Raw genomic sequence first — 3,354 nt, 5'->3', positions numbered from 1 at the left:
TTACTGGAGAAATCTAGGAGGTATGTTTTGCCTGAGAGGAGGGTTAGAAGTTGCCCAAGAGTTGTGAAAGGTAAACCACTGAAATACCCAAGAAAATGCCAGTCAATTTCTTAACTGACTGGCATTATCCTGATGGGGGCTTTTTTTATAGCGATAAAATACCTGAGCTACCCAATGAAATACTTTGGGATAGGTTATCTAAAATTAAATACAGCTATTTTTAACTGAGATTTCAATGATTTTTATACAATCCTGTTTCTAACCATCAGCTAGATCATGCTATGTTAAGCCAGCGATAACAATAATGATGCTCGACAGGACATCAAGACAAATCTCATGAAGCACTCCCTGCTACGATTCTGGACCCATTTTAAGTATCTGCCTTCTGCCTGGCTGCTATGTCTGCAGTTACTGATTCTGATTCTGTCGATGCTGAGTTATGACAGCGTTTCTTATCGCGCGGGTACATGGATGCTGGGGGTGGTGGTCTTGCTGGTGATTGCCAAGGTAATTCGTCAGACTCCGATGTTTACCATTCTGGGACTCATCTTTGTCGCAGGGGCCATCTTCTTTTCGTCATTAATTGTGTTGGGGCTGCGCTATACCTGGATCATGATCGTCGCGCATCTGTTTGAAGCCAGTGCCTACTTCAGTGCAGCGTATGGCCTGTTACGTTATATGTTTCATGACCGTTATCTGACCAAAGACGAACTATTTGCAGCGGGAGCAGTTTTCACATTGCTGGCTTGGGGCTTTGCTTTTCTCTATAGCATTTGCCAGTTATGGGTACCTTACAGCTTTTCGGACCCAGATCTAAAAGCTTATCAGCCGTGGCTGGATCTGCTCTTTCTGAGCTTTAGTGTGCAGTCTGCTACAGGATTATCTGATGTGATGCCGGTCAGTCCGGTCGCACGGATGCTGGCCATTATCCAGATGTTTGTCGGGGTAATGTATCTGGCCTTAATAGTCTCGCGTCTGATTGCCTTACAGTATATTTCTCATCTTCCTAAACAGACTCATATACAACATAAGCATAGAAAGCCTGAGGAATAGAACGTACAGAGCTGCATAGCTTGGTTACAGTAACTTAACGGCTTTATTTTCCTGAATATTTTAAAATCTTAAGGTCCAAAACGTATCTTTGATCGTAATTCTCTCGATCAGAATGTTTTTACTTATCAATAATGATTCAAGCCTCCCGGCATTCAATCTATTAAAAAAATGGGGGATCTATGCCTTCCAAACCTTCATCCTGGTTTGCCAATATCAATCCGAATGTCTTTATTAGTACAGTGGTGATTATCGCCATTTTTTTGGGACTGGTAATACTGGCACCTGATTCATTCGACCTGTTGACCAAGCAAATGAATGCGTGGATTACCACTTCATTTAGCTGGTTTTATGTCCTCTCCGTGGCGATCTTCCTGATTGTCCTGATTTATATTGCCCTGTCCGATATGGGGAAAATTAAACTCGGGCCCGACCATAGTCAGCCAAAATACAGCCAGGCATCCTGGTTTGCCATGCTGTTTACCGCAGGCATGGGGATCGGCCTGATGTTTTTCGGTGTTGCAGAACCGGTTATGCATTATGTCACACCGCCTGCTGGTGAACCAGAAACTGTACTGGCCGCGCAGCAAGCTATTCGCGTGACCTTCTTCCACTGGGGCCTGCATGCCTGGGCGATTTACACCATTGTGGGTCTGTCATTGGCCTATTTTGCGTATCGACATAACCTGCCTTTAAAAGTTCGCTCTGCCTTATATCCATTGATCGGTAACCGGATTCATGGCCCGATCGGAGACGGGGTAGATACTTTTGCCACCTTAGGGACAGTATTTGGGGTTGCGACAACTTTAGGTTTTGGGGTGACTCAGATTAATTCGGGTCTGAATTACCTATTTGGAGTTGAGCAGACCCCCAGTACTCAGGTCATTTTGATTATTGCCGTCACTGTAATGGCATCAATGTCCGTATTTTTTGGTTTGGATAAGGGCATCAAACGCCTAGCTGAACTGAATCTGCTGCTTGCCTTACTGCTACTCATCTTTGTTTTTGTTACCGGTCCAAGCATCTATCTTCTGCAGACCACTATCCAGAATTCTGGCCAGTATGTTGCAAACCTGTTCAGTATGACCTTTAATCTGTATGCCTATCAGCCTAGTGGCTGGATTGGTGGCTGGACCATTATGTATTGGGCCTGGTGGATTTCCTGGTCGCCATTTGTCGGGATGTTTATTGCCCGAGTATCCGAAGGCCGCAGTATCCGTGAGTTCATTGTTGGGGTTCTACTGATTCCTACCGGATTTACCCTGATCTGGATGGGCTTTATGGGCAATGCTGCATTATTCAGTATCATGCATGAAGCCAATACTAATCTGCTTGAGGCAGTACAACGTGACTCCTCTGTAGCATTGTTCGAATTTTTAGGTAATCTGCCATTTAATTCAGTCACCAGTATTATTGCTACGGTATTGGTTATCCTGTTCTTTGTCACTTCAGCAGATTCTGGATCATTAGTCACGGATTATCTCACGGCGAAAACCGAGAATTCACCGACTTGGCAGCGTCTGTTCTGGACCGTGTTAATGGCTTTATTGGCCATCATTCTGTTACTGGCAGGCGGGCTGGAAGCCCTGCAGTCGGCTACGATTATGAGTGCCTTACCGTTCACATTCATTATGCTGCTGATTTGCTGGGGACTGATTAAGGCCCTGCATCTGGATGTAACGAAAATGCATGCGCTACAAGCTGCGCGTATTACCCCACGGGCCATTCAGAACCCGCGTAGCTGGCAACAGCGACTCGGTTTAATTATGCATTATCCGCATACGCATGATGAAGTACGTGATTATATTGATAAGATGGTCAGCAAAGCTTTTAACAGTTTTCAGGCTGAACTGAAACGTCGTCACATCCAGGTGAAAATCTTTAAACTGGAAGATGGGATCGAGTTACGTGTCGATCATCAGAATGAAATGAACTTTATTTATCAGGTCATTGCTACCCAGACTCTGGCACCGAGCTTTATGCCGGATGCGGATTCTCCGCAGTCTTATCAGGCAGAAGTCTTTTTAAGGGAAGGGGGGCAAAATTATGATGTGATGGAATGGACTCAGGAAGATTTGATCCAGGACATCATTGACCAATATGAACGCCATTTGCATTTTTTAAGTCTGGTCCGTTCTCCGGAATAGATATTTGATCCAATAAAAAAGGACGCTGATGCCACTGCTGTCCCATAGTTTGCTTTAAATAAAAAAACCTGAGTCCTAACAGTTAAAATATGAGTGCAAACAAACACTTTAACGACCAGGATTCAGGTTTTGTCACATCAGAATACCGTATTTCATG

General features: G+C 44.4%; 2 protein-coding genes. Both read left to right on the top strand.

Translation table 11 applies throughout. The annotated features are described in order from the left end of the window. The first annotated feature begins 336 nt into the window (after window positions 1-336). Window positions 337-1,053 carry an ion channel gene (locus tag FTU72_RS15995; protein WP_159123809.1) on the top strand — a complete coding sequence of 239 codons (717 nt, stop codon included), beginning with the start codon at window positions 337-339 and terminating at the stop codon, window positions 1,051-1,053. Window positions 1,054-1,232: 179 nt separating this feature from the next. Next, window positions 1,233-3,197 (top strand): choline BCCT transporter BetT, encoded by a 1,965-nt coding sequence (locus FTU72_RS15990; RefSeq protein ID WP_180053113.1) that lies wholly within the window; start codon window positions 1,233-1,235, stop codon window positions 3,195-3,197. The last annotated feature ends 157 nt before the right edge of the window (window positions 3,198-3,354 follow it).

This window comes from Acinetobacter sp. YH12137, from assembly GCF_013418535.1.
In the GTDB taxonomy this organism is placed as follows: domain Bacteria; phylum Pseudomonadota; class Gammaproteobacteria; order Pseudomonadales; family Moraxellaceae; genus Acinetobacter.
This window is presented reverse-complemented; position numbering and strand designations above follow the sequence as displayed.

Coding starts and splice junctions, on each gene's coding strand:
- FTU72_RS15995 (WP_159123809.1), top strand. CDS start 337: ATGAAGCACTCCCTGCTACGATTCTGGACCCATTTTAAGTATCTGCCT.
- FTU72_RS15990 (WP_180053113.1), top strand. CDS start 1,233: ATGCCTTCCAAACCTTCATCCTGGTTTGCCAATATCAATCCGAATGTC.